Source organism: Micromonospora sp. NPDC051006 (assembly GCF_044456245.1).
In the GTDB taxonomy this organism is placed as follows: Bacteria; Actinomycetota; Actinomycetes; order Mycobacteriales; family Micromonosporaceae; genus Micromonospora.
Window position 1 is genome coordinate 63,890 of sequence record NZ_JBITFP010000030.1, and the last position, 20,711, is coordinate 84,600.

23 protein-coding genes and 1 pseudogene are annotated in these 20,711 nt (G+C 68.4%); 13 read left to right on the plus strand and 11 right to left on the minus strand.

The window, feature by feature from the left end; all coding sequences use genetic code 11:
• The first annotated feature begins 527 nt into the window (after positions 1-527).
• Positions 528-1,913: a helix-turn-helix domain-containing protein gene (locus ACIBBA_RS30440; RefSeq protein ID WP_396701867.1), complete on the plus strand. Its 1,386-nt coding sequence runs from the start codon at positions 528-530 to the stop codon at positions 1,911-1,913.
• On the opposite strand, the gene ACIBBA_RS30445 is transcribed toward ACIBBA_RS30440, so the two are convergent.
• The 3 genes from ACIBBA_RS30445 to ACIBBA_RS30455 all read right to left on the minus strand — a co-directional run bounded on the left by ACIBBA_RS30445 (position 1,893) and on the right by ACIBBA_RS30455 (position 5,921).
• Positions 1,893-3,722, minus strand: coding sequence for a S9 family peptidase (locus ACIBBA_RS30445; protein ID WP_396701869.1), 1,830 nt, complete (start codon positions 3,720-3,722; stop codon positions 1,893-1,895). The two genes, ACIBBA_RS30440 and ACIBBA_RS30445, sit on opposite strands and share 21 nt — an antisense overlap.
• Positions 3,723-3,968: 246 nt before the next feature.
• Positions 3,969-4,685 carry a creatininase family protein gene (locus ACIBBA_RS30450; RefSeq protein WP_396701871.1) on the minus strand — a complete coding sequence of 239 codons (717 nt, stop codon included), beginning with the start codon at positions 4,683-4,685 and terminating at the stop codon, positions 3,969-3,971.
• Between the two features lie 3 nt (positions 4,686-4,688).
• Complete coding sequence (locus tag ACIBBA_RS30455) at positions 4,689-5,921, minus strand: helix-turn-helix domain-containing protein (protein ID WP_396701873.1); 1,233 nt, start codon at positions 5,919-5,921, stop codon at positions 4,689-4,691.
• 284 nt (positions 5,922-6,205) lie between these two features.
• Between ACIBBA_RS30455 and ACIBBA_RS30460 the strand changes: the two genes are divergently transcribed.
• The 4 genes from ACIBBA_RS30460 to ACIBBA_RS30475 are packed head-to-tail and all read left to right on the plus strand — an operon-like array spanning position 6,206 to position 10,003.
• Complete coding sequence (locus ACIBBA_RS30460; RefSeq protein WP_396701875.1) at positions 6,206-7,615, plus strand: APC family permease; 1,410 nt, start codon at positions 6,206-6,208, stop codon at positions 7,613-7,615.
• A 5-nt stretch (positions 7,616-7,620) separates the two neighbouring features.
• Positions 7,621-8,625 (plus strand): acetamidase/formamidase family protein, encoded by a 1,005-nt coding sequence (locus tag ACIBBA_RS30465; RefSeq protein WP_396701877.1) that lies wholly within the window; start codon positions 7,621-7,623, stop codon positions 8,623-8,625.
• Positions 8,626-8,638: 13 nt separating this feature from the next.
• The gene (locus ACIBBA_RS30470; RefSeq protein WP_396701879.1) at positions 8,639-9,319 is read left to right on the plus strand and encodes a GPP34 family phosphoprotein; all 681 of its coding nucleotides are present in this window, start codon (positions 8,639-8,641) and stop codon (positions 9,317-9,319) included.
• Between the two features lie 27 nt (positions 9,320-9,346).
• Positions 9,347-10,003, plus strand: coding sequence for an N-acetyltransferase (locus tag ACIBBA_RS30475; RefSeq protein WP_396701881.1), 657 nt, complete (start codon positions 9,347-9,349; stop codon positions 10,001-10,003).
• A 109-nt stretch (positions 10,004-10,112) separates the two neighbouring features.
• Here the strand turns inward: ACIBBA_RS30475 and ACIBBA_RS30480 are convergent, their stop codons facing one another.
• Positions 10,113-10,433, minus strand: coding sequence for a hypothetical protein (locus ACIBBA_RS30480; protein WP_396701909.1), 321 nt, complete (start codon positions 10,431-10,433; stop codon positions 10,113-10,115).
• Between the two features lie 992 nt (positions 10,434-11,425).
• Here ACIBBA_RS30480 and ACIBBA_RS30485 point away from each other — a divergent pair.
• The gene (locus ACIBBA_RS30485) at positions 11,426-12,610 is read left to right on the plus strand and encodes an IS110 family transposase (RefSeq protein ID WP_396701883.1); all 1,185 of its coding nucleotides are present in this window, start codon (positions 11,426-11,428) and stop codon (positions 12,608-12,610) included.
• A 948-nt stretch (positions 12,611-13,558) separates the two neighbouring features.
• Positions 13,559-13,996: a hypothetical protein gene (locus ACIBBA_RS30490; RefSeq protein WP_396701885.1), complete on the plus strand. Its 438-nt coding sequence runs from the start codon at positions 13,559-13,561 to the stop codon at positions 13,994-13,996.
• Positions 13,997-14,159: 163 nt separating this feature from the next.
• Here the strand turns inward: ACIBBA_RS30490 and ACIBBA_RS30495 are convergent, their stop codons facing one another.
• From ACIBBA_RS30495 to ACIBBA_RS30510, 4 genes are all read right to left on the minus strand, one after another.
• Positions 14,160-14,306 (minus strand): hypothetical protein, encoded by a 147-nt coding sequence (locus tag ACIBBA_RS30495; protein WP_396701887.1) that lies wholly within the window; start codon positions 14,304-14,306, stop codon positions 14,160-14,162.
• A 137-nt stretch (positions 14,307-14,443) separates the two neighbouring features.
• Positions 14,444-14,929 carry a hypothetical protein gene (locus ACIBBA_RS30500; RefSeq protein WP_396701889.1) on the minus strand — a complete coding sequence of 162 codons (486 nt, stop codon included), beginning with the start codon at positions 14,927-14,929 and terminating at the stop codon, positions 14,444-14,446.
• A gap of 215 nt (positions 14,930-15,144) precedes the next feature.
• Positions 15,145-15,354, minus strand: a complete 210-nt coding sequence (locus ACIBBA_RS30505; RefSeq protein ID WP_396701891.1) for a hypothetical protein — start codon at positions 15,352-15,354, stop codon at positions 15,145-15,147.
• A 234-nt stretch (positions 15,355-15,588) separates the two neighbouring features.
• A complete protein-coding gene (locus tag ACIBBA_RS30510; RefSeq protein ID WP_396701893.1) occupies positions 15,589-15,837 on the minus strand; it encodes a hypothetical protein in 249 nt (82 codons plus the stop codon).
• 41 nt (positions 15,838-15,878) lie between these two features.
• Here ACIBBA_RS30510 and thyX point away from each other — a divergent pair.
• The 3 genes and pseudogenes from thyX to ACIBBA_RS30525 form a co-directional block, all read left to right on the plus strand.
• Positions 15,879-15,971, plus strand: a pseudogene (thyX, locus tag ACIBBA_RS30515) (FAD-dependent thymidylate synthase); the annotation flags it as partial.
• A gap of 133 nt (positions 15,972-16,104) precedes the next feature.
• On the plus strand, positions 16,105-16,296 hold the full coding sequence (locus ACIBBA_RS30520) for a hypothetical protein (RefSeq protein ID WP_396701895.1): 192 nt from the start codon (positions 16,105-16,107) through the stop codon (positions 16,294-16,296).
• 60 nt (positions 16,297-16,356) lie between these two features.
• On the plus strand, positions 16,357-16,482 hold the full coding sequence (locus ACIBBA_RS30525; RefSeq protein WP_350876935.1) for a hypothetical protein: 126 nt from the start codon (positions 16,357-16,359) through the stop codon (positions 16,480-16,482).
• A 107-nt stretch (positions 16,483-16,589) separates the two neighbouring features.
• Here ACIBBA_RS30525 and ACIBBA_RS30530 read toward each other — a convergent pair whose 3' ends face one another.
• On the minus strand, positions 16,590-16,973 hold the full coding sequence (locus ACIBBA_RS30530) for a hypothetical protein (RefSeq protein ID WP_396701897.1): 384 nt from the start codon (positions 16,971-16,973) through the stop codon (positions 16,590-16,592).
• Positions 16,970-17,155, minus strand: a complete 186-nt coding sequence (locus tag ACIBBA_RS30535; protein WP_396701899.1) for a hypothetical protein — start codon at positions 17,153-17,155, stop codon at positions 16,970-16,972. The genes ACIBBA_RS30530 and ACIBBA_RS30535 overlap by 4 nt, the downstream gene beginning before the upstream one ends.
• A gap of 136 nt (positions 17,156-17,291) precedes the next feature.
• Between ACIBBA_RS30535 and ACIBBA_RS30540 the strand changes: the two genes are divergently transcribed.
• From ACIBBA_RS30540 to ACIBBA_RS30550, 3 genes are all read left to right on the plus strand, one after another.
• The gene (locus ACIBBA_RS30540) at positions 17,292-17,909 is read left to right on the plus strand and encodes a hypothetical protein (RefSeq protein ID WP_396701901.1); all 618 of its coding nucleotides are present in this window, start codon (positions 17,292-17,294) and stop codon (positions 17,907-17,909) included.
• 923 nt (positions 17,910-18,832) lie between these two features.
• Entirely contained in the window at positions 18,833-19,279 is a 447-nt protein-coding gene (locus ACIBBA_RS30545; protein ID WP_396701903.1) for a GNAT family N-acetyltransferase, read from the plus strand.
• Positions 19,280-19,670: 391 nt separating this feature from the next.
• Positions 19,671-19,991: a hypothetical protein gene (locus tag ACIBBA_RS30550; protein ID WP_396701905.1), complete on the plus strand. Its 321-nt coding sequence runs from the start codon at positions 19,671-19,673 to the stop codon at positions 19,989-19,991.
• 15 nt (positions 19,992-20,006) lie between these two features.
• Here ACIBBA_RS30550 and ACIBBA_RS30555 read toward each other — a convergent pair whose 3' ends face one another.
• Entirely contained in the window at positions 20,007-20,387 is a 381-nt protein-coding gene (locus tag ACIBBA_RS30555) for a hypothetical protein (protein WP_396701907.1), read from the minus strand.
• Positions 20,388-20,711 lie beyond the last annotated feature (324 nt).

The following is a 20,711-nucleotide window of genomic DNA, read 5'->3' on the forward strand; positions in this document are numbered from 1 at the left end:
CGTCAGGGCCTCCCGATCAGATGGCCCGCCGTTCCGCTCTTCTCGGGCTCAACAGAGCGTCAAGCCGCTGGACTCGCCAGGTCGAACGGAAGTCTGAAGTCGATGTGGTGCCGGTCGAAGGTTGCATCCTGCTGGCGCGCGTAGATGCCCTAGCCATATGCGCGGATGCTCGTCCGCGTGATCGCTCGAACGGTGGCAAGGCCCGAGGGCGCAGCTGGCGTGTATCAAGATCACGGGCGGCGGAACGGTCTCCTGGTCCACTGCAACCTCCCGCGCAAGTTCGAGTCAGGGGCGGATCTGACGAGTAGCCACCGCCCGTCTCCACACTCGCCCGTCGAGTCGGTGGAGTGAATGCCGAGCATGCGGACGAAGCGGTTGTCCGCATGTGCGCCGTCGATGAGCGTCTCCCGCACCTACGCATCTCGGTGTTCGTGGTTGCGCCGCGCTGAACACCGAGTGACCCTATGGGCGCGGTATCCATGTTGCTCATCGCCGTGGTGGTGCGAACAGTCTGAGGAGGCGGTGCTGTGGGCCAGACCCCGCGGATGCTCCAGCCGTCCCTGTCCGAGCGCCACTTCTTCGGCGCCGAGCTGCGTCGGCTGCGGGAGCAGGCCAACCTCTCGCAGGCGCGACTCGGCGCGATGATCCGCTTCAGCGCCGACCTGGTGCGTCGGGTCGAGACAGCGGACCGTTTCCCGTCCCGGGAATTCGTTGAAACCTGCGACAGGGCGCTGGCGACCGGAGGGGCCTTGACCCGCCTGCTACCGCTTCTTGAGGGAAGTCGCGCCAACGAGGGTATGCGGCCAACTTCGCCGAGCGGTTCTAGCAACGCGGACACCCTGCTGCCCACCCAATCGGCGGAGACGCCCGGGTTGGCGGACATGGTCGTCCGTGTTCCGTTCCAGCCAGGCGTTCTTGACCGCGCCGCGCTGGACTGGCTGAACGCTGCGGCGGGACCCCGCCTGTCCCTGGCCGGACGACCCGGCTCGCCCGACCAGGTTGACGAAGAGGATCTTCATTCGGCGGAGACCGCTCTGGCGATGTTCCGGCAGTTGGACCACACCCACGGTGCCGGACGAGTCCACGCGCAGGTGCAGCGGTACGTCGAAGGGGAATTGAACCGGCTGTTGGCAAACACTCCCACCTCTGAGGCTGTCGGTCGGCACCTCTACACGCTGGCGGCGGGATTCTTCGAGCTCTGCGGGTACCAGGCGGTCGACACCGGCGCTTATGGCCTGGCCCAGCGCCGCTACCTTCGCGCTCTACGTCTGACAGAAGCCGTCGACGACCGCCTGTACGGCAGCTACCTGCTCGCCGTGAACATCGGCCACCTCGCGCTGCACTGCGGGCACCCCGAGCCAGCACGCAGGATGGCGCTGACAGCGGCGAGAGGAAGCGAGACCCGGGCGACGCCCGCTGTGACAGCGGCGCTGCACGCGGTCGTGGCGCGCACGCACGCCCGACTTGGGCGCGAAGACGACTGCCTAACCCACCTCGACATCGCGGAGAGGCAACTGGCCCGCGGCAAGTCCGAGGACGAGCCGGCGTGGATCCGGTACTTCGACGCGGCGTACCTCGCCGACGAGATTGCCCACTGCTTCCACGACCTTGGGTGCCCGCAGCGAACCCAACGGCACCTGCGCGACGCCCTCTCCGCCCTGAGCCCAACCCATGTTCGGCGACTCGCCATCGATACCGCACTCCTGGCCTCGTCGCTGGCCGCCGCCGGCCGCATCGACGAAGCGTGCGCCACCGCACGCGAGGCAGTCGACTACGCCGCACGAACCACCTCACACCGCTGCCTGCAGCGCATTGTGGAGGTGCAGGCCGACCTCGAGCCCTACCGGTGCGAGCCTGAGGTCCGCGAGTTCGACGAGTACGTGCGTCACCGACTACCGCTGGCCGCTGTGTAATCCCCGTCGATCGTTGGCCGCGTACGCCATCACCGAGCGGTAGTGAGCCAGCTCCGCCTCCAGCGCCGCGCTCGCTCGACGGGATGTCGCCACATAGTGGCCGACATCAGGAAGGAGCAACACCTCGGGCGGCCTGCCGAGAGACGTCAACTCGTCGGCGAGGTCGCGGACATCCTCGACCAGGGCCACCTCGTCGGCGGTGCCATGAATGAGCAGCACCGGCTGTTGGACAGCGGCGGCACGGACCGGGCCGGCACCACCTCGCAGCCGCACCGCGTGCGCCCGCTGGAACCGAGGCACCGTCTCCGGCCACCGGTCAGGATCCACGATCGCCGATACGGCGGTGGCAGCGGCGAACGGCCCGTCCTGCGACACCGCGTGCAAGGCGGTGTAGCCGCCGGCGCTGGCACCGCGGATGAACACCTGCCCCGGCACCGCCCGCCCTGCCGACAGCAGATGACCCGCCACCGCCGCGCAGTCATCGACATCGTCCAGACCCCACCGGCCGTATAGCGACTCCCGGAACACACGGCCGTACCCGGTGCTACCCAGATAGTCGACATCCACGACGGCGAACCCGCGACTGGTGAAGAACTGCACCTGCCAGTCCAGCCGCAGCAGACAGGAGGCGGTAGGCCCGGGATGCGCCCGGACGATCACCGGTGCCCGCCAGTCCGCGGCCGAGCCCGTCGGCGGATACACCAGAGCAAGCACCTCCCGACCACTGGCCACTCGAACGTGCAGCTGTGTCGGTGTCGATACTCGCGTCCCGTCGAGTGCGGCGTGCTCCGGCTTGGCAAGCACCTCCACCTGGGGCTCGGCGTCAGCCAGGTCCACGAGCGCGACCTGCGGGGCCGCGGTCGGTGACGATCCGATCAACGCCACCGTCGTCCCTTTCACGGCCAGGTACGGTTTGATCGAGGTGTATGGGAGGTCAACCGGGCGGACAGTGCCGTCGGGCTCGATGACGACAAGGCGGTGTCGCGGCCCCTCCTGCACCGCCACGACCATCCGACCGCCGTCGAGGAAGCCATACGACGCGTAACCCAGCTCCCATGGCTCCGCGGCGCACTCACCCGCGATCGGTGCCACCGCCTTTACTTGGTGGCCGTCCCACCGGTAGAGGTTCCACCAGCCACTGCGGTCCGACACGAAGTACAACGCCCCGTTGGGTCCCCACCGCGGCTCCACCGCCGACTCATCCGGACCGCCTGCCAGCTTCACCGGATTCTCGATCGCGCCACGCGGCGAGTAGGCGGCCACCCAAACCTCACACGCGTCCCAGGGCATGTCGCGCTCGCTCCAGGCCGTCCAGACCAACCAACCCGGACCCGGCCGAGGCGCACTGAGGAACCCCAGGGAGGAGGTGAGAGTTCGTATCTGCGGAGCACCGGTGAGCGACACCGCGATGAGTTCGTCACCCTGCTTCGACTCTCGCACAGCCAACAACTCGCCGTCGCCGATCGTCAGGTCACCGAAGCATCCAGAGCTGACCAGTTCGAGTTCATCGCCGTGACGACGGCTCCGGTAGAGGCCATCTCCGCCGACGCACCACAACGTCCCCTCGACGACGGCGAACGATCCGCCCCCGTACGCGTGCACTCCGTTGGCGACATCGAAGCCCACAGGACTGACATCACGCTGGCCCTCGCCGCGCCGCCAACGTGTCACCGTTGCACTTCCGTCGGCGTCGGGGCGAGTCTCCAGCCAGTACAGGCCGTCATCACCGGTACGCAGCTGGTCAAAGCTAACCGAGGCGCGAACGGCATCGTCCACCGGCACTGCAGCGATCCTGTCCCCCAGACTCACGGTCCTCCTCGAACAACCTCTAGGCGGCCGGACGACGGTGGGCTCGTCAACCGGTCGCCGGGGCACCGGTAAGGCCAGCGGCAGGGCTCGGTCCTCCGAGCCGGCGTGAGTGCCTAGACGTGGCCGACTCTACGTCCGAGCCCCTTGTCCCTGCCGCTGGGTCACCTCGCAAACTGCCGCCGCCCGTTCGCTCTCCCGCGAGCAATGCCGATGCGGACAACAACTGTTGTCCGCGTCATTTCCTGATCATGCCTCGGGCCCCGGCAGGAGGCCGTAATGGTCGGCGAAGGAGCGAACAAGGTCTTCCAGTACGGCTTTGCCCTTGGCAGCGGTGGCGTGGGACGGCAGACCGATAACGCCGCTGGTGGTGTAGCCACTCATACCCCGCGTGAGGAGGTGACGTCGATCGTCCGCTACGTGGTCGGCATGCTGGAAGCCATCACGCACCACCTCGGGCGCAACATGCAGGAGCAGCGAAACCTCGAGCTCGCCAGCGTGCATGTCCTGATGAGCTGTGCTGTGCAGGCCGGCGGCCACTCGAGCGTCGTCCCAGTCGGCCCGAGCGGGGAAAAGAGTCATCCGGGGCCCGGCGACATTGGCTTCCTGAACGACGTTGGCAAGCGCGTAGTTCCCGCCGTGCCCGTTAATAACAGCGAGCTGATCGATGCCCGATTCGTGCAGGGAGCCGGCGATGTCAAAGACCACGGCGGCGAGGGTGGTGGCGCTGATACTGACCGTTCCACGCCACGCCGCGTGCTCGTGGGAGCAGGAGATCGTCAGGGGCGGCAGCAGAAAGAGGTCGTAGCGCTCGGCGACTGCCTTCGCGATCGCGCATGCCACGATGGTGTCCGTCAGCAGCGGCAGGTGGGCCCCGTGCTGTTCGAAACTCCCGACTGGGAGGAGCGCGACGGACGCCGCTCGCTCGGACTCGTCGGTGCTCGTCGCCGTGGTGATCAGGTCCACGGGCTAATGGTTGCACGCTTCGAGAGTCGCCTGCCGATAGGCGAGCACGAAGGCCGCCGCCTCGGGAACGGCTGACTGCTGTCGAAGGGCTACCGCCGTCGGGTTCAACCAGCGCAGAGCCCGCGTGGAGGATGTACCAGTGGCCAAGGCCAAGGCGTTGGTGGCCTCGGCCGCCGCGCGCTCGACGTCGCCACTGTTGGCGTAGGCGGTGGACAGGGCCGATCGCCAAAGGGCCTCGTCGACGCGCCACTGATCTGGCCAGTGACTCAGGAGTTGCTCGTAGAGATCGGCTGCAGCCGCCGGTTGGCCGAGAAGCAGACGGCATTGCGCTTCGTGGGCGGTTACGTACACCGGGTCGCAGTGGACGCCAACATCGATCGGCAGTTCGGAGTCCCAGTCGGCACTGCCGGCGACCCTGTGCGCCTTGTCGATGCTGGCTGCACAGGCGTTCTGGTCACCACCCATCGCGTAGGCCTGAGCCTGGCGAACCAGCAGCAGAGCGCGGATACGGTTGGGTAAACGAATCTCCTCCAGCGCCCGCTGCGCCAAGGCAGCGGCATTGCGCGGGTCGAAGCGCTCGAGAGCGCGTTGGCTCTGCCTCATCAGAATGTAGCTATTTAGCGTCGGCGCGTTTGCTTCGACGGCGTACTGCTGGGCGCGCCGCAACCATGCGTCCGCCTCGGCGGCGTCGCCCTGCTCGTCGATCCAACTGAGGAACTCGGCCCACAGTGCTTGCGCGATTAGTACGTCTCTGCGGTCTGCTGAGCGGCTTCGCCGCGCGATAGCGGCTGCGGCGTTGATTTGCGCATGGGCGGTGGACGCCATCCCGGCGTATCCGGTGCGGTTTCCGGCAATGGCCAGACTGGCGATTTGCTCGTGCCACGAGCGGAGCAGGTCAGGCTCGTCGTCGTGATCCATGACGGCGCGGAGTCGATCGTCGGCGTCGTCGGCCATGCGGTAGCTGATGCCGGTCAGTCGACGCTCACGTTCGAGGTCTGACAGGAAGCGGACCAACTCACCATCCGCCTGAAGTGCGGCCTCACACGACTCGACGAGGCGGGCAGTCGGCCAACGTTCGGCCTTCTCCACCTTGCCGATGAGGTCCCCGCTGACATGCACCAGGCCTCCTAGAGCACGCTGGGACAGTCCGCGGCACTCCCGCCACTGTCGCAGCGCCGCGCCGAACCCATGTAGCACTGATCGATGCGGGGTCAGCTGTCGTGGAGTTTGAGCCACCGATACTCCTGAGTGCCGTTCGCCTGTCGCTGCCGCAGCCAGACGGGCTTGACCGTACGTGGACGAACGCTACGCGGACAGTCGCATGCGGACAACAGCCTATGTCCGCATCGACACTATCGACTCATCTGGCAACGTGCGCAATTCTCATTGCTAAGTCACCCGTCCGCGTGCCGGGCGAAATCATTAACAGCGGTTCGGGCACCACGAGCAGTTGCCTTCTCTGACGAGTCAGCTGCGAAGCCGCCGATTAGCCAGGGCTCAGATACAACATGAGGAATCTGATGAGTCTCCAGGATGACCTATCGCGATATGGATATCGACATGAGTTGAGCCGGCAACTGCGGTTCCGTGACCTGTTGTCCTACGGGTTGGTGTATATGGTGCCGATCGCGCCGATGGCGATCTTCGGCAGTGTGTACGGCGCCTCGGGTGGCATGGTGGCGCTGGCCTACGCGATCGGTGTGGCGGCGTTGGTGTTCACCGCGTTCTCGTACGCGCAGATGGTGAAGGCGTTTCCCATGAGCGGGAGCGTCTACAACTACGCCGGCCGCGGGATCGGCCCACCAGTGGGGTTCCTCGCGGGCTGGGTGATCCTGCTGGACTACGTGCTGGTGCCGGGGTTGCTGTATCTGGTGGCGTCGGTGGCGATGCACGCGAGTGTGCCGGCGGTGCCGGTCTGGGTGTGGCTGCTCGGGTTCGTGGCCGTCAACACCGTCATCAACTCGGTGGGGATCCGGCTGACCGCGATCATGACCCGGGTCATGCTGGTCGGCGAGCTGATCGTGCTGGTGGTGTTCCTCGCCGTCGCCGGTTGGGCCCTCGCCTCGGGGAAGGGTCGGTTCAGTTGGGACGCGTTCTACAACGCTGACGCCTTCACTTGGTCGCTGGTGGCGGGGGCGGTGTCGATCGCGGTGTTGTCGTTCCTGGGCTTCGACGGCATCAGCATGCTTGCCGAGGAGACCAAGGGCGGCGCCCGGCAGATCGGCCGGGCCATGGCCGCGGTCCTCGTCCTCGCCGGGGTCCTGTTCATCGCGCAGACGTGGCTGGCCGCGATGCTCGTCCCCGACCCTGCCGCGCTCGCCCTGAACGGGGACCCGGACGGCACGGCTTTCTACGACGCTGCCGCGGTCGCTGGCGGGGGTTGGTTGGCGACGGTGTGTGCGGTGGCGACGGCGGTCGCGTGGGGGTTGCCGAACTCGATGGTCGCGCAGGTCGCCACCAGCCGCCTGCTGTATGCGATGGCCCGTGACCGGCAACTGCCCGCGTTCCTGGCGAGGGTGTCGATCCGCCGCAGTGTGCCGGTCAACGCCACTCTGCTGACCGGGGTCGTGTCGCTGGTCCTCGGCCTTTACATGGCGACCCGCGCGGATGGGATCACGGTGTTGTCGTCGCTGATCAACTTTGGTGCGATGGTCGCGTTCCTCGTCCTGCACGTTTCCGTGGTCGTGCACCACCTGATCCGCCGGCGCAGCCGCAACGTCTGGGCGCACCTGGTCATGCCCGCGGTCGGGTTCGTGATCCTCGCCTACGTCGTGGTGAATGCGAACATCGCCGCCCAACGCCTCGGCCTGGCGTGGCTGGCCCTGGGTGTACTGGTCCTCGCCGGCCTGTATGTGGCCGGGCGGCGGCCGGTGTTGTCCGGGTTCGCACCCGCCCAGCCGGTCCTGCGGCGTGATGTGGAACGGGTGTGAGCGGCATGGACCAGATCGTGTACAGGCCGGTGCGGGACGAGTTCGCCTACACGTTCGGCGGGCGGATGCCGGTGGCGCACCTGCGCTCGGGTGACCTGCTGCGGGTGTTCACGGAGGACTGCTTCGGTGGTCTGGTGCGGGGGCCGGCGGACCTGCCGTCGCAGGTGTGCCACATGCCCTACCTCAACCCCGTCTCCGGGCCGTTCTTCGTCGAGGACGCCGAACCCGGTGACACCCTCGCCGTGCACGTCGTGGCGATCGAACCAGCCCGCACCTGGGGTGTCTCCTCGACGTTCCCGCACTTCGGGGCGCTCACCTCCACCTCGCACACCGCCACCCTGCAGCCGCCCCTGGAGGAGCGGGTGTGGGTGTACGAGGTCGACAAGCCGGCCGGCGTCGTCCGGTACCGGGCCACGGCCAGCGATCACACGGTGGACCTGCCGCTGGAGCCGATGATCGGCACGATCGGCGTCGCACCGGGCGGGTTCGAGGCCCGCGCCACAATCGTCCCCGACACCCACGGCGGGAACCTCGACACCCCGCAGCTCCGCGCCGGAACCACCCTCTACCTCGGCGTAGCGATGCACGGGGCGATGCTCGCCCTCGGTGACGGGCACGCCCGCCAGGGCGAAGGCGAGGCCTGCGGCGCCGGCGTCGAGATCGCCACCACGACCACACTTCTCGTCGAGGTCATCAAGGGCGTGCCGACGCCGTGGCCGCGATTGGAAACCGACCAGACGATCATGTCCGTCGGCGCCGCCCGCCCGCTCGAGGACGCGTACCGGATCGCGCACCACGACCTTGTCGGCTGGAGCGCCGCCCTCACCGGCCTGGGCGTCCTCGACGCCTACCAGCTGATCTCCCAAGCGGGACGGGCGCCGATCGGCAACGTCTGCGACCCCAACTACACGATCCTCGCCGCCGCCGACAAAACCCTGCTCCCCTCCCCCACTCCCCCATACGGCGGAGCCCACGACCGGCTGCGGCAGCTCGCCGCCGAGCAGCGGTAGGAGGAACACTGCGGTGGCATCCGTTCCGCGTCTTCCGGTACGCGACGAGCTGTTCCTACTCGCCCACGACGACGACACCGGCCAACCCCACCTACACCCACACGCCCTGGCCATCGGCCTGGCCGGCGCAGTCCTGATCGACCTGTTCCTCACCGGCCGGATCACCATTGATCCCGCCCAGGGCACCCATTCCGCCGTCGAGCAGCGGCTGCATCTGTTCAACGGCCGCCCGACCGGTGACCTGATCGCCGACAGCGCCCTCGCGTCCATCCGCTACCCGCACCCCGCGCCCACCGTGCGGGGATGGCTGCGCGGCTTCTCCGACGACCTGTACGAACGCACCCGCGCCGGACTGGTCGCCGCCGGGATCCTCCGCCACGCCAGCCGCCGGCGCCTCGCCGGGCTGCTCCGCACCGACACCTACCGCGCCACCGACACCAAATGGGCCATCATCGCCCGCGCCCGCCTGCGCTACCTCGCCACCGGCCGAGAACCGGCCGACAACCACACCGCCGCCCTCGCCGGACTCATCGCCGCCCTCAACCTCACCGCCTACCTCTACCTCGACGACGACACCACCGCCCTCACCCACCGCCTACGGACCGTCGCCGGACAGCACCACCGCCCGGTGCGCCACATCACCGCGGCCGTCGACGCCGCGCTCGGTGACCTCGCCACCGCCACCTACCGCTAACCCACACCCGCACAGGAGCCACCCATCATGGACGCTGATCTTCGTATCCGCGCCGGCCGGTGGACGGACAAAGACGCCGTCGCCGCGGTCATCGCCGACGCGCTGCACCCCACCGAACTCGGGGCGTGGCTCGTGCCCGACCCGGGCCAACGGCGCCGGGTACTGGCCGACGTCCTCGCCATCTGGATCGAGCACGCCATGTTCTTCGGCGACATCTACCTCACCCACGACCTCACCGCAGCCGCGGTCGGCTTCCACCGCTACCGACCCATCCCCCTACCCGCCAACTACGGCATCCGACTCACCGACGCCGCCGGCGAGCACGCCGGCCGCTTCACCCTCCTCGACCACGTGCTCTCCGCGCAGCGTCCCACCGAACCCCATTACCACCTGGCCTTCCTCGCCGTCACACCCACCGCCCAACACGCCGGCTGCGGTAGGGCGCTCCTCGCACACCACCGCAGCCGCGTCGACCGCATTGACCTGCCCTCCTGGACCGACACCACCGCAGACGTCCACGACTTGTACGCCCGCTACGGCTACATCGCCCGGCCCCCGATCGCCCTACCCGACGGACCACGCATCCACCCGATGCGCCGCAACCCACCCCCCAGCAGCAACGCCTGGCCCCAGGCGGCCGCGCCTCCCACGAGCACAGCCCACTCGCCCGACCACGTCATATGACGGGCGCCGCCCTCGGCTCAGTGGAGCTCTCGTCGGTCACCCGGGCGGCGGTGCATCTAATCGGGGTGCGCCGATCACGGTCCAATCCCGGCAGTCCGGGCGCTCAGGCTCAGGGGTTGCCTCCGCCCTCGTCGATCGCCTGGCGGTTGCTCACGGGCTCGGAACCCCGCCCGGCCGCCTGCGCTGCCGGCGGAGGTGCGGCCGCGGCATCAACGGTCTGCTCGCGCCACCGGCCGCTCCCGCCCCTGAGCAGCCGCGCCACCATCGCCCGAGCCTCCGCCTCAGTGTCGAACTCCCAACGCAGGATGCGACCCGTCTCCGAGTCACCGGCCCGCGCGACGACCCGCCAACGAATCTCCCGGGTCAGCCACACGTCCCGTCGCGCGAGTCGTCCCCACACCCCGTTCCACCAGCGCCCCCTCACGTCCACCACCACGGACTAGTACATATGTTCGACAGAACGATGTTCGGATCCCGGCGTCGACAAAGCCACGAACATCAGGGGCACGCCGGGGCGGACACCACCCGCGGGGCGCTGCAACGCCACTCGGTCTCGAGTTCGACCGGCCCCCGATCCCGGAACCGCACCGCCATACCTCCGGGTCCAAAGTGGTCGCCGCACGGGTACGCCCTACCCTCAGCGCCAGCCCGGTTGGGCGGAGAATCGATCCCGCATGAGCCAGCCGGCGCCAGCGATCCAAATACGGGCCGCCACGGCGGTGCCCGCCCAGACGAGCGGCACAGGGCCCACCGGAGCCGTTAGGCATACAACCGTCCGCTGCTCCCCAACTGCTCCCAAGTAAGGTGCATAAGCAAAGAAGCTCGTTACCAGATACTCCGGCGACGAGCTTCTGACCTGCGTATACAGATGGTGGGCGATACTGGGATCGAACCAGTGACCTCTTCGGTGTGAAACAGGACGCTGCAGCGACTCTGACCTGCGGAAACGTGGAGCCGCAGGCAGGGGTGGGTACAGTTGAGTACCGTTCGATGCCGTTGGACGCAGTTCAAGGCCGTTCAGGGCACCCGGCTGCTCCCAACCTGCTCCCCCGAACCGGCCTGGTACCGGGCCGCCGACCGCCGACGGATCGTGAGCTGCCGGCCCAGTGCCTTTTGCTGGCACCAGCGCTGACTCCCGCAGCTGTATCGGGTCGGTTGGAAAGCACGCTCACGAACGCCGCGCCTTGTCAGCGGCTACTTGTTTCATTGACCTGCGACCGTGGCCCGGCCAGGCTTCGGTCGAGGCGCCCGGGCTGTCGCTCTCAATTCGGCTGCCCACGCTGGTCGTGTGGCTCTCATCTGGCCTGCGCGGCCCGGGCGTCGCCCCCGGGCGGGGAGAGGCTCAAGAGGGGTTTGCTCGGCTCGAAGTAGCGTTGCCCTCCCGGCTCGACAACCCAGGTGGATCGAGCATCGGAGGACGCGTTGAGTACCACGTCAGATCGTGTGGTCATCGGGATGGACCCGCACAAGCGCACCGCCACGATCGAGGTCATGGCCGGCAACGAGACCATCGTCGGCGCCGGCCGCTTCGACACCGACCGCGACGGCTACACGGCGATGAGGAAGTACGCCAGCCAATGGCCGCACCGGATCTGGGCAATCGAGGGCTGCCAGGGCATCGGCCGGCACATCGCCAACCGGCTACTGGCCGATGGTGAGCAGGTCGTCGACGTGCCACCGAAGCTGTCCGCCCGGGCGCGGGTGTTCGCCACCGGGCAGGGCCGCAAGACCGACGCCACCGACGCCCACTCCATCGCGCTGGTCGGCACCCGCATGGCCGGACTGCGCCCAGTCGTCAACGACGAGCAGCTCGCCTTGCTGCGGATCCTGGTCGACCGCCGCCGTTCGCTCGGCGAGGACCACACCCGCATGATCTCCCAGCTGCACCAACTGCTGCTGGAGCTCATTCCGGGTGGCGCGAAGAAGAGTCTCTCCGCCGCCCAGGCCAAAGCACTGCTGGCCACGGTCAGACCCCGAGACGCGGTCGGCAAGGCCCGACGCCGGGTCGCCGCGGAGCTGATCGGTGACCTCGAACGGGTCTACCGACGCTGCAAGGACGCCGACAAGGAACTGACCCAACTGGTGGCCTCCACCGGCACCACGCTGATGGACCTGCACGGCATCGGACCCTCCGGCGCAGCCCGACTGCTGGTCGAGGTCGGCGACATCACCCGGTTTCCGAACCGGGCCCACTTCGCCTCCTGGAACGGCACCGCCCCCATCGACGCGTCCTCCGGCGAACAAGTACGACACCGGCTCTCCCGAGCCGGCAACCGGCAGATCAACCGGGTACTGCACATCATGGCCACCGTCCAGCTACGCAACCCCACCGAAGGGCGCGCCTACTTCGACCGCAAGAAAGCCGCTGGGAAGACATCGATGGAAGCGATGCGAGCGCTGAAACGGCGCCTGTCCGACATCGTCTACCGACGGATGATCGACGACGCCACGACGGCCACGGCGACGGCGACGGGCCCGGGAGGACAACGGGAGACGACTACTGACTCCAGCGTGACCAGCTCACATCCCCATGCCGGCTCTTCGGAAAAGTCACTTCCCGGACCCGCCACACCCCAGCCTAGAACAACCCTCGCCGTGGCCTCTTGACACAGAGGGGAGCCAGATCCGGTCGTCCGAGACCAAGCGCTCAGCGGCATGGCCGGACGCTTGGAAAGTGGTGCCGATCCGTCTGCGATGATCCGGTTCATGACTCGACGGCGCACGGACAAGCTGGCGAACGCGGTGGGTCTCGTGACGCTTGGCTTCGGTGTGGTCTTAACGGCCATGCCACGACGCAGCGCGGCAGCCCTCGGGATGGGTAACCGCCCCGTGCTGGCCAGAGCGGTCGGCCTGACTGATCTCGTCGTCGGCTCTGGCGTCTTGTGTGGGCGTCCCCGTTGGCCGTGGATGGCGGCACGGGCGGCCTTGAATCTCGTGCTGACCGGTTGCTACGGAGCGGAGGCCAACCGCCCGGACGGTAACCGCCGGGCCCGAACTGGAGCGATTGCCATGGCGTCACTTACCGTCGTCGACGCGACGTTAGCCCTTGCCCTGGCGGTCCAGCGTGGCAAGGAAGACGCCAGCCTCGAGCCACCTGATGATCTGCGAAGCGCTTCTCGGCCCCGATAGCTGTCAGCGTTGCGGCAGTTGAGGACGATGTCCGCAGCGCAGCCGGTTCAGCGCCGCCACGATGTTGGGGTCGAGGCGCATCTCGGTGAGGACGAACTCCTCGAACGCCGGGTCGATCGCCGCGGGCGGGGCGGGCTTGCCAGTGGTATGTCGGTGACCTGGCCAACCCGCTCGAGCAGCTCCGGCCAGCTGTGCGGGCCGAGGCACGTCCAGTGGCCGCCGGCCATCAGCTGCCACGCGTCGGTGTTCCGGTCGACGACCTTGTTGACCTGGTCAGGGTCGGGCTGGGCGTCGCTGGCGTTGTAGACGCGTGTACGACCCGCCCGTGCGAACCATCTGATCCGTAGCCTCCGCCGGACCGCCCAGTTCGGTTCGGAAGGGATTCGCGGCTACTGGTCCCGGCACCCTAAACGACTGACCGAGGCAGTGCGACAGGCGCGCCGCGGCACCGACCATGACACGGTCGGGCGGGCCGGCATCGCCCTCGGTCTTTTCCCTGAGCATGAGGGTCGACTGTCGGAGGCCCGCACGGTCCTGGAGGAAGGCCTGACCGTCATGGATCCCGTACACCCGGACGCGATCATCGGCCGCAGCCACCTCGGTGCGGTCCTGGATGGCCGCACCTGCGGGTGCGGCGACATGCCGGGCACGATCGCCGACGCGTTCCGCGAGTTCGTCATCACCAGACTCCCCGCGGACCTGCTCGACCGCCTCGACGTGGCGATGGTAGACGGCGACTTCCAGATCGAAGTCGGGCTGCGGCGAGAACCGACCGAGTCCGAGCTCGAGCGGCTCAACGACGTCTTCCAGACCGCTCACGCGGAATTCCGCCGCCGGATCAGCGAGCCCCACTACGCCGGCTGACCACCCGACCGCGGTCGCAGCACCAGGCCATCCACCTGAGGCCAAGGCTCATGATCACGCGCACTGCTCTCGGCAGGCGAGGATTTCTCCGCTGCCAAGGACACCGAACGGACCGTCGAGCGTCGGCGCCGGCGCCGGCGCCGGCGCTCGCACCCGAAGCCGGTCACTCCTGGGCGATGAGCCAGCGCACGACCAGGCCGCGCGCGTCAGCCCACTTCTCGGCCGCCACGTAGCTGGTGAACAGCTTCTGCGCCTCGGCCTCCAGGTAGCGGCCTGTGCCGGTCCACTCGAACGCGCCCCACTGGCCCACCTCGACGACGAGGGCGCTGCCGCAGAGTCAGCACTTGGCGCGCTTGGGCTGGCCGGGCGCGCGCAGCGGGGGTTCCGGGCGGGCGCACGCTCGCCCGGAACCGTGATCCGAACCCGGCGGCGTGCCGGGTCTCCGGGTCAGCCGCAGCCGCCCGTTTCGTTGACCACCGAGACGACGAGCTCCCCGTCCGGTGCGACGGTGTAGTGGTACGCGAAGTTCAGCCGCACGTCGTTACCCGGCCCCTGGCCGGCGAGGACGACGGTGCTAATCGAGGTGAGGGTCTCCGGCGGGTACTCCGTGTAGAGGGTCTGCGAGAACCGGTCGACGCCGTGGTAGAGGGTTCCGGTGGTCAGACCGACGCCGCTGAGCCCCTGGGTGTTCCCGGCAAAGATGTAGCTGACCGAGCCGTCCGGCTGGGTCGTGACCGCGTAGACGAAGTGGATCGTTCCCGTGAAGTGCACCTCTTCGCCCGCCTCGCCGTTCGCGCAGGGAATGAACTGGACGAAGTCGATGGGTCCCGACGAGTTGTCGACCAGTTCGGCGGATGCGGCACGGGGGGCTGCCAGGAGCAGACCGAACAGGACGACGATCGTGGTGAGGCCCCGCAGGGCCTTTCTGGTCATGGTGGGTGTCCTCTCCTGACGACACCGGCCAGCGGTGTCGGGGGACGGTGCCACGCCGATTCCCGGGCATCGGGGTGAGCGTTTCCGGCCCTGAAGCTACTCGTCACGGTGCGTGATCGGCCCGGCCGAGTCGCCAGTCCGTCGGCACGATCGGCCGACGGGTGGACACCCAGGCCGCCAACGGCAACCGCCGGCTGCGGCGGACCGCCCTCCGATCAGGCCGATGGCGGGTCGGCCACGATGCGCGCGAGCGTGCGTCGACCCATCCCCGCCATGGCGGGGTTCGTCCGGTCGTAGTACCACACGGTTGCCAACGCCTGCACGAACGCCCACGCCCGGCCGCGCTTCCGCTCGAGATCGTCGCGGCCGAGGTCCTGCCGCAGCACCTGCCGTGGCCCGGGTTCGAGCAGGTGCCAGGCGCCCACGAGGTCGGGTGTTGCCCCGCGTGTGCGGCGCGACGCTCTCCCGGCCGACCTGGCAGTAGTGCCGGGCGCCCTGCTTGGTGGTGTTGGGCATGGGGCCTCCTCGTGTCGGGGGTCGGGGGCAGCTGCTCGAGCGGGCCGCGGGGCGCCGGCGGGTCGGGATTGGCCGGCGCCCCACGGAACAGGCCGGGCCGGGCAGCCGCTCGGGTTCGGATGCCCGGCCCGGCTCGACCGTGATCAGCGGCCGTCGCTGATCACCTCGACGGCGCGCCAGAAGCCGCCGTCCGTGCGCTTGGTGATCCCCTGCACCAGCAGCGCCCTGGACAGGCCGCGCGCGGTCGGCGAGGCCCAGAGCTCGGCCGTGGCCGGGGTGGTCACGGTGCCCTCCTGGTACCCCTTGGCCGCCATCGTGGAGGCGCGCCTCGGGAACGACCGGATGAACCCGACGAACTTGCTGGTCGGGTCGTCCTGGCCAGCAGCGCCCACGTCCCGCCGTACTTGGCCTTGATGAGCTTGGCCGGGACTAGTTGCAGAAGCTCGCGCCCAACGTCTTTGCCGACTTCGTGATCTCGGCCCTGCCGGACGGTAGCGAGGTCGCCCCGACCCGGCATGCGGAGTGACGGCAGCTCAGCCGCTGCGAGTCAGATCCTCGTCTGGTTTGGGCACCACAGCCTGGATCCGCCGTCACTCAAACTCACCCAGCTGGCCGGCCTGGCCGTCCTAGTTCTGGTCCTCAGTCTGCGGATCTCGCCGGTGTCCCTGACCGTCGGGGTGGCGATCAACCTCGGCACCCACTACCTGGGCGACCGGCGGGTGCCGTTCCGGCGAATCGCCGAGCTGCTCGGCTCCGGCGGCTTCTACCAGCTGGGCCTGCCCTGGCCCGGACGGGACGACAACCAGTCGCTGGGCACCGGCGCGTACGCCCTCGACGGGAATGACGCCTGAACCGTCGGGTACGCGAGCATCGCCACGGGTGATCCGACGTGCGCGAGAAGGGAGCCCGCGATGAAGGGCAAAATCCTGACAGGGTTAAAGAAGAAGGCGCGGCAGATCATGGTGACGCGCCGCGGCAGGAACAACGTGATCACCAAGCCGGGCAAGGCGACAAGGCCCGGCAGGCGCTATCAGTGAGAACGTGACCCGGCCCGTGAGACGGTCGGGCGCCAGCGGGGCGGGCCGCCAATTACCGTGAGGAAGCGTGTCGGGGCGGTTCGTACCCGCGGCAACAGCAGGGCAGGTCACAACGGGATGATGGGCCCGCCGCCGGCGAGGCCGCCGTACAACCCGGGCTGCCCCGTGAGCACGTTGCACCCGTTGTCGACGGCGGCGAGTAGCGCGCTGGCCGCGTCGAGTCGACCGACGGTGTCGTATACGACCGCGAGGGCCTGCCAGCTGGCCGGGTCGATGGTGAGCAATGCGGCGGCCGGGTGGTTGACGAGCAGGTCGAGGCGGTCACGGTCGGCGACGGCGCGGGAGGACTCGGCGAGGCACAGCACGGGTAGCCCGAAGTGGCAGCCCTCATCGGCGACCTCGGCGATCACCTCGCCGACGTCGATCGACTCGCGGGTGAAGGCAAGGATCGCGGAGGCGTCGAGGATGACCCGGATAGGGCAATCGTTCACGCGGCGCGGGCGGGCAGGCCGATCTGGGCACGCAGCTCGGCGTCCAGCTCCGGGGTCCATCGGCGCTCGGCGTCGTCGAGCTTCCGCCGAGCGCGGGCCTTGCCCTCCGGCGTGACGACGATGCCGGCGGCGGCGAGGATCTCCTCGCTGCGGGCGCCGGTCTCGCGGCTGCTGTTGGCCATGTCCGCAGGATACCCCTGGTCAGGGGTGCCAGTCACGTGCAACGGCGGCTGCGGGGTGGTGCCGCTGGTGCTGGAGGGGCAGTTGGGGCGTCAGCGGGCCGCTGCGGGTGGCGGCTCGTCCGTACCCCCTCACACCGTGCTGACGCTCTCCCTCTGGCTCGCAGCCTGGCTGTCCAGGGCCGAATTAGGCGACCTCGCGACGTGGCTCGGCGCGATCGCGAACCTGGCCACCGTGATCCTCGCCGTGGTGGCGTCCCTGGTCGGGTTCCGGGTCTACAAGATCGAGTCAGGCCGTGACCAGCGGGCCGAGGCCGATCGGCGGGAGCGTTCGGAGTACGAGCGGCGCAGCCAGGCCCAGCTCGTCTCGGTGTGGTACGGGCAGTCAATACAGATGGAGTTCGCTTCGTCGGGCGCCGAAGCGACGAAGCCCGTCGACAAGTGGGCAGCGCACGTCCTCAACGCCTCCAACCTGCCGATCTACGACGTGCTGGTCATCTTCTCCCCCCGATACGCGAACACCCTCAAGTACCTTCCCCCGCTTCTGCAGAGCGGGATCCGCGAGTGGATCCTGGTTGTGCCTCCTCACCAAGGCGTGCTGACCGTCGCGGTGCCGGACATCCTCGCAGAGACTGGACTGGGTAAAGCGGGGGAAGCCGGGCTTGTGGTCAGCTTGGAGTTCCGCGACGCATCAGGCAGGCGCTGGCTTCGCGACAGGGAGGGTTATCTCCTTCCGCTGCCGCCTCGCCGGCCCTGACTGCCTGGCCAGGGCAGGCGTAGGGCCCACAGGGGGCGGTAGAGGGCGCCCGGGGCGATGTCGTAGCCGCAGCCGACCGCGGCGTATCCGTCGGCGGGTTCACCGACCTGGAAGTCGCTGTGCACCTCGAAGAGCCGGCCGGCGACCCGACGAGGAAGCTCCCGCCGGTCTCCCGGCCGCTGTCCCTGGTCAGCCAGCCGCCGTCGGTGAGGCACGTCCGGACGGCGTCGACGAACGTCGTGGCCATGTGCCGCTCGAGGTCCCTGCCGGTCGGCTTCGGCGCGGTCACGCTTTGAGCCTTCCAGCCGACCCCTGCGTTGCAAAGATCAAGACTTCTGTCGGCCAGCGTCGGTCCTTGCCGTTGACCTGCTCGACTCGTCGACCACGGTCGCTCGTCACCTGGGGCTGTCGGTCGGCTTGGCTGTACGGATGGCTGTACAACGGGGCGACGGATGATCAGCTCGGTAGCTCGACTCGACAGGCGCACGCCTGCGCCAGGTTCCTGCTGGTCTCCGGGCTTCGCCCCGGACCGTGATGGTGCTCGGGCACAGCCAGATCGGGCTGACCATGAACACCTACGCGCGGCAGGCAATGGCGGGTGCAATTGAGCGCCGTTCGGTGCCGTCTGACGCAGCTCAAGGCCGATCTGTACAGCCTGTTGCTCTCAACCTGCTCCCCCGAACCGGGCTCGCACGAAGCCGCCGACCGCCGACCGGCGACTGCAGATGGATCGTGAACTGCCGACCCCCGTGTCTCGGCTGGCACCAATGCTGACGCCCGCAGCCGTATCGGTCGATTGGAAAGCGCGCTCACGGACACCGCGCCCTATCAGCGGCAGAAGCGGATGGTCGTTCGTCAGATGCATGCATCCAACCTGTCTGGATCACCTTCCTCTGCGCGCTCGGGAGCCGCAGAATGCGGAGGTGGTGGAGGTCCGGTTGTTCCGACCCGGTGATGGTCCGGCGGTGGTCGACGTCATCGAGCGGTGCTTGCGGGAACTCAACAGCCGCGATTACCCAGCAGAGATCATCGACCGCATGTGTACGCACTTCTCGGTCGAGCGGATCGAGCAGCTCGCCGACGAGCGGCAGATGTTCGTCGCCGTGCGGGACGAGATCGCCGGCACGGTCTCCCGCGATGGCAACAAGGTCTTCACGATGTTCGTCCATCCACGGGTAATCGGTCACGGTGTTGGACGGCGGTTGATGCACCACATCGAGGCGCTGGCTGCAGGTGAGGGGTACGACTACATGGAGACCGGTGCCAGCATCACCGGGCATGGGTTCTACCAGCGGCTCGGCTACGTCGACCTACGCACGAGCGAGACGGAGTTCGGTCTCAACCACATTCTCCGCAAGCCACTGCGGTGAGGTCACGCGGAGATACTGGCGGCTGCCCCGCCGGCACCGCCCACTGTGTGCGTGGCCTTTGGACCCTCAGTACGCCTCTGCGTCCGTATTGTCATCGGCAGTTCAGGATGACCACTTGACTCACAGGTCAGCTAGCGAGCGTGATGGCCTCGCTCGGTGACTTGCGCTGACGGCGGCATGACCGGATGTCACGATCGTCCGCGACTGCAGCTCAGTCTGACCGCGCCGCTGGCGGCCGCGTTTGTAGAGCTGATGAAACGCCCCGTCTTGCCGGTCATCGGTCCCGACGGTGCTAGGCCACTGGAGTCGTCGATGACGAGGAAGCCGGGGGAAGAACCGGCGAGTTGGTGAAGCCTGATCCCGGGCACGTGTTCGTGCGCCGGCCTGCCGGGTGGAGCGCCGCACCCTGCGCTGCCTACTACCGCCCACCGCACTCGGCCGCATCCGTGACGCCCGCCCGGCGTCCGCGGTCCCGCCGCCAGCGGCCATCCCGGAGGCGGAACGAGTCGTATCCATCAACGGCAGCATCCAGGTCGCGGGACAACGCATCCAGGTCGGCAAGGTCCACGCCCGCAAGTTGGTGTCCGTCGCCCTCGACGAGCACACCATCACCGTCTACGACGCCAACACCCCGATCGCGGCCGTCCCCCGCCGCAGCACCACCAACCTGAACCGCACCAAGGCGCACCACCACATCACCGCGACTGGTTGAACCTTGAGCCTGAGGTTAGGCGGTGAACCACCCCACGGCCGGGGCACGGCGGTAATCCGGCCGGCTCGCCCACACCTGGCTCCACGCTCGCTCCTGCGTCGAGTCGAGGCGTCCGTGCCGGGCGGCGTCAGCGTTCTCGCCCAGCAAACGGTGCAGCGCTGACGCCGCCTCGACATCCGCGGCGCTGATCTCGTGCAGGACATACCGCCGCGGACGACGGTCGAGCGGATAGACCCCCGCGAACCAGAACTCCCGCCCATCCCACCGGGCCAGGCCGTCGATCGCTCCGTCGTGGAAGTCGTCGCACCACAGAATCTCGACGCCGGACAGCTCGAGCAAACCGGCCAACATCGACTCCTCGTGCATCAGGAGGTCTTCGTCAGGTTCCTCAGGCATCCGCAAACCTAGCCCTTCTGCCTCCCGGCGCTGACCAGCCTTACCATCGACAGCAGGCACCAGACCTATTCGATCAAGACCTGGCGTCAAGCGTCCTGCGACGCCGCTTCGTCAACCATCATGCGAGACCAGGCAATTCTGGGACGGCGTCCCCGTCGGCCGGGCCTCACCCGACTTTGAACTGGCCCCGTGCCCTCATGTGGACCCGTCCACTTTGCCGGCAGCCGGCTGTGCGACCGACGGTGATCGTTTACGCCTGGGTCGTGGTCTTCTGCTTGAGGCGTTCGTAGGGGGTCTGCCCGCCGAGGCCGCCGTGCGGGCGAT

Excerpts from the sequence above, each read along its gene's own strand:
- ACIBBA_RS30460 (WP_396701875.1), top strand. The coding sequence starts at position 6,206 with ATGAGTCTCCAGGATGACCTATCGCGATATGGATATCGACATGAGTTG.
- ACIBBA_RS30475 (WP_396701881.1), top strand. The coding sequence starts at position 9,347 with ATGGACGCTGATCTTCGTATCCGCGCCGGCCGGTGGACGGACAAAGAC.
- ACIBBA_RS30555 (WP_396701907.1), bottom strand. The coding sequence starts at position 20,387 with ATGCCTGAGGAACCTGACGAAGACCTCCTGATGCACGAGGAGTCGATG.
- ACIBBA_RS30500 (WP_396701889.1), bottom strand. The coding sequence starts at position 14,929 with ATGACCAGAAAGGCCCTGCGGGGCCTCACCACGATCGTCGTCCTGTTC.
- ACIBBA_RS30525 (WP_350876935.1), top strand. The coding sequence starts at position 16,357 with ATGAAGGGCAAAATCCTGACAGGGTTAAAGAAGAAGGCGCGGCAGATC.
- ACIBBA_RS30535 (WP_396701899.1), bottom strand. The coding sequence starts at position 17,155 with ATGGCCAACAGCAGCCGCGAGACCGGCGCCCGCAGCGAGGAGATCCTC.
- ACIBBA_RS30465 (WP_396701877.1), top strand. The coding sequence starts at position 7,621 with ATGGACCAGATCGTGTACAGGCCGGTGCGGGACGAGTTCGCCTACACG.